This is a genomic window from Ramlibacter sp. (genome assembly GCF_013697775.1).
GTDB lineage: Bacteria > Pseudomonadota > Gammaproteobacteria > Burkholderiales > Burkholderiaceae_C > Ramlibacter.
Map to the genome: position 1 here is coordinate 1 of NZ_JACCWG010000316.1, position 3,895 is coordinate 3,895.

The window sequence follows — 3,895 nt, forward strand, 5'->3', positions numbered from 1 at the left end:
GGGGGGGGCCGGCGAAGCCGGCCTAATTTATTTCTAGAACACTTTGGAACAGGAGCCGTGTTTGACCTGTCCGGAGCGTTGTTGAAAAACTGTCGCGTGGATCTGCGCGCACAAAAAGTTGAACCCGGCACAGGCTGGCACCTGTCCGGGTTCGTGATCAGCCAAACATTCAAGGTGCTTGACCGATGGAACGTATTGTGCATGGAATCTTGTTCGAGGGCCGCCGGCTCCCGGATGCGTGGGATGTGTCGGTCTGGGAGGCCAATGGCCACCGGGAGGTATCGGTCCGGCAAGCTGTGCAGTGGGTGGAAATGGGCGTGGTGCCGGTGCTGGACTGGTCGAATCGCCCGCTGGGTGAGCTGGACTCGGAGCTAGACGCGGACCTCATCGAAGAAAAGCGCCAGCAAAGCCTGAAAAAGGCCGCACAGCGCGCGCAGACGATGTGCCGAAGGATCATCAAGGCCGAAGGCTTCAACGAGCTCCTGACCATCACCTATCGTGACAATCAGCAAGACCGCGAGCTTTGCAAGAAGCACTTCAAGGAATGGGTGCGCCGAATGAAGGCAGCGCTGGGTGGTGAATTCCGCTACTGCGCCAGCTTTGAGCGGCAGGATCGCGGCGCGATGCACGTCCACGTTGCTTGCCATAAGCTGCCTCAGCATGCGGTGCGCAAGGGTCAGAAAATTCTTGGCTGGCGGCTGGGCACGACCATCTGGCGTTCCATCGTCGGTGCCGACAATGGTCTGGTCTTCGTCGGTGGCAAGCCAGGCGCAAAGGGTCGGCGGCGCGCGAAGATGTCGGCCGCCAAAATGGCTCAGTACGTGTCGAAGTACATCATGAAGGACTACGCCGAGGCGCCCGAAGAGTCGAACCGCTACAGTCGCTCCAACGGCGCGCCCATGGGTGTTCCTATGCGCCTTAGGCTCACTGGGTGCGACATGGCTGACCTGATTGGCGCTGTGTTCGAGTGCCGGGACGGCGACGTGGTTGTTTCACATCGCCTGGGGTCGTTCTGTGATACTTACTGGCTGTGTACGGAGCCCGGTCCCGGTCAGCGAGCTGGGCAAGCGCCCGGTAGCTACGGCTGTTTGCGTGATGCTGAAAGTGTGTCGTAGATTTGCTGCAGGGCTTGATTGTTGCGAGCCCGCAGCTCTTCTACTTTCTGCGTCAGCTCGCTAGCTCGGTCTGCGTCCCCTTCGGATATCGCGTCCCCTTCGGATATCGCGTCTATGAGGGTGCCGACCATGTGCCTGATTGATGATAATTTCGCATCAATCTGAACAATAGCTGGAAGCTAACAGAAGAGCCTCCGCCATTTGACACTTCTATACATCGTATGAAGTTAATACAATTGAGACCAGCTAAGCCAGAACCCTGTTACGCCGAGCCCCCAAGCTCCAGTTTCCCCGCTACAACACGGCCGATCGCATTCATGGCCATTCCCATTCGACCGGAGCCTTCATGTCCAGATTCGTTTTCCTGCTCGCGGCAGCCACGCTGGCCGGCTGCGCGAACCAGCCGCCGGCGGTGCCCGGCAAGTACCTTGTCTACCGGGACAGCAATAGCGCGGTAATCCGCCAGTTCGACTATCCCGGTGAGGATTTCTGCGCCCGCGTGGAAAAAGCCGCGGGCCGCAGCGCGCGCTGCCAGCCGGAGTCCATCGGCGGCCAGATGCCGGCCCACGCCACCTTGCGCTACAGCCCGCCTGGCGTACTGGTGGAGGCGCACTACAGCGATGCAGCGCGTTGTGCCTCCGAAACCGGACAGCTCGGCGCCGGCGTTCAGCTCATCAATGCTTGCAACGCCAAGTAAGGTTCAGCTTTAACTGCGGCTCCCAAGCCGGCGCTACCATTTGCCTTTTCCGGATTTTGACCGGATGGTGGATGCGATGGCTTCGGCCGCTTCCGAGCGGCTGGCGCCGTTGGCGAAGTCGATCGCCGTCAGGCCCAGCTGGTTCTTCGGGCGCGGATCGGCACCGGCCTCCAGTAGCAGTTTCACCGCCGCCAGCGAGCCGTAGTGCGCCGCCATCATCAGCGGCGTGGTGCCGTTGGGCGATTCGGCGTCGATGTAGGCGTGGTTCTCCAGCAGCATCTCCATGATGGCGACGTGCCCCTTCGTGGCGGCGTAGTGCAGCGGCGTCCAACCGGTCTTGTTGACGTCGGCGCCGCGCGCGACCAGCCGTTTCGCCATCTCGGTTTCGCCCTTCAGGCACACCAGCATCAGCGGGCTTTCATCCTTGGCATTGCGCCAGTCGACGTTGGTCTTGGGCCATTCGATCAGCACGTTCGCCACCTTGGGCGCCGGTTCGTTCACCGCGATCCACAGCGCGTGCGCGCCCTTGGGGTCCAGCGTGTTGGGATCGAAACCGCGCTGCAGCAGCGTGGCCACGCTCCTGCCGTTGTCCTGCTTCACGGCGCTGAAGAAGTCCTCGTACGAACCGGCGTGCGCAGCAGAAAAACAAGCAACAGCAAGGAGATGGACCGCAATTCTCAACCAGATTCTCATGATCGCACTCCGCTGAACAGCCGCTCGAAATTGGCCGACGTGGCGGCCGCCACGTCCTCCACCGCCATGCCGCGCAGTTCGGCCAGCTGCTTGGCCACGAAAGGCACGTAGGACGGATTGTTGGTCTTGCCGCGGTACGGCACGGGCGCCAGGTAGGGGCTGTCGGTTTCGATCAGCAGCCGGTCCAGCGGCACGAAGCCGGCCACTTCGCGCAGGTCGGCGGCGCTCTTGAAGGTCAGGATGCCGGAAAACGAGATGTAGAAGCCCAGGTCCAGCGCGGCGCGCGCCACCTCAGCCGTCTCGGTGAAGCAGTGGAACACGCCGCCTGCCGATCCCGGCGAGCCGTCCTCGCCCTCCTCTTTCAAGATGGCGACGGTGTCGGCCGAGGCCGAACGGGTGTGGATGACCAACGGCTTGTGCACCTGCCGCGCCGCGCGGATGTGGGTGCGAAAGCGCTCGCGCTGCCAGTCCAGGTCGGACACGGCGCGGCCGCCCTTGCGCTCTTCCATCTGGTAGTAGTCCAGCCCGGTTTCGCCGATCGCCACCACCTTCGGCAGCGCGGCGCGCTCCAGCAGGGCTTGCAGGGTCGGCTCGGTCACGCCTTCGTTGTCCGGGTGGACGCCGACCGTGCACCAGAAGTTGTCGTATTCCGTGGCAAGGGCGTGGACCTCCGGAAATTCTTCCAGGGTCGTGCAGATGCACAGGCCGCGGTCCACGCCTGCGGCTGCCATGGCCTGGCGAATGTCGGACAGCTTGGAGGCGAGCTCGGGAAAGCTCAGGTGGCAGTGGGAATCGACGTACACCCGGGAATCGTACCCGTCAAATCGTCTGGGTCGGCCGCTCGGAGCCCAGGTGGTTGCCCAGGATCTCCTCGATCTTCGCCTTCAGCAGCTTTGACTTGTCGTCCGACGGAAAGCGGATGCCGACGCCCTGGGTGCGGTTGGCCGCGGCCCGCGCCGGCGTGACCCAGGCCACCTTGCCGGCCACCGGGTAGCGCTGCGGGTCGTCGGGCAGCGACAGCAGCACGTAGACGTCGTCGCCCAGCTTGTAGTCGCGCGTGGACGGGATGAACACGCCGCCGTCGGCGAACAGCGGGATGTAGGCGGCGTAGAGCGCGGCCTTTTCCTTGATCGCCAGCTGGATGACGCTGGGGCGGGGGGAATTGCCGGCAGCGGCGGGCGGAAGGGAGGTGCTCATCGGGAAGACTGGTTTGCGGAGTTTAGGGCTTGCCGCGCCCGGCTCACAAGCGCTTCCAGCATCAAACCGGCCTGGAACGGGTGTTCTGCCGTGCGGGCGTTGCGCGCAAGCTCACGCGACCAGTCGGTCAGCGCCGCCAGCGAGCCGCCGGCCGGCAGGTCGGCCGGCGCGAAGAAGCGCGGCTCGGCGCCGC

General features: G+C 63.6%; 5 protein-coding genes and 1 pseudogene. 2 read left to right on the plus strand and 4 right to left on the minus strand.

Annotated features, from left to right (window positions below):
* Nucleotides 1-185: 185 nt before the first annotated feature.
* The gene (locus H0U68_RS16035; protein WP_296357352.1) at nt 186-1,115 is read left to right on the plus strand and encodes a hypothetical protein; all 930 of its coding nucleotides are present in this window, start codon (nt 186-188) and stop codon (nt 1,113-1,115) included.
* Between the two features lie 346 nt (nt 1,116-1,461).
* On the plus strand, nt 1,462-1,812 hold the full coding sequence (locus H0U68_RS16040) for a hypothetical protein (protein ID WP_296357354.1): 351 nt from the start codon (nt 1,462-1,464) through the stop codon (nt 1,810-1,812).
* Between the two features lie 33 nt (nt 1,813-1,845).
* Here the strand turns inward: H0U68_RS16040 and H0U68_RS16045 are convergent, their stop codons facing one another.
* The 4 genes and pseudogenes from H0U68_RS16045 to H0U68_RS16060 form a co-directional block, all read right to left on the minus strand.
* Nucleotides 1,846-2,505 carry an ankyrin repeat domain-containing protein gene (locus tag H0U68_RS16045; RefSeq protein ID WP_296357356.1) on the minus strand — a complete coding sequence of 220 codons (660 nt, stop codon included), beginning with the start codon at nt 2,503-2,505 and terminating at the stop codon, nt 1,846-1,848.
* Nucleotides 2,502-3,308, minus strand: coding sequence for a TatD family hydrolase (locus H0U68_RS16050; protein WP_296357359.1), 807 nt, complete (start codon nt 3,306-3,308; stop codon nt 2,502-2,504). Before H0U68_RS16050 ends, H0U68_RS16045 begins: the two co-directional genes overlap by 4 nt.
* A 16-nt stretch (nt 3,309-3,324) precedes the next feature.
* A complete protein-coding gene (locus H0U68_RS16055; RefSeq protein ID WP_296357361.1) occupies nt 3,325-3,702 on the minus strand; it encodes a PilZ domain-containing protein in 378 nt (125 codons plus the stop codon).
* Nucleotides 3,699-3,895: pseudogene (locus tag H0U68_RS16060) on the minus strand (DNA polymerase III subunit delta'); the annotation flags it as partial. The pseudogene H0U68_RS16060 and the gene H0U68_RS16055, both read right to left, overlap by 4 nt.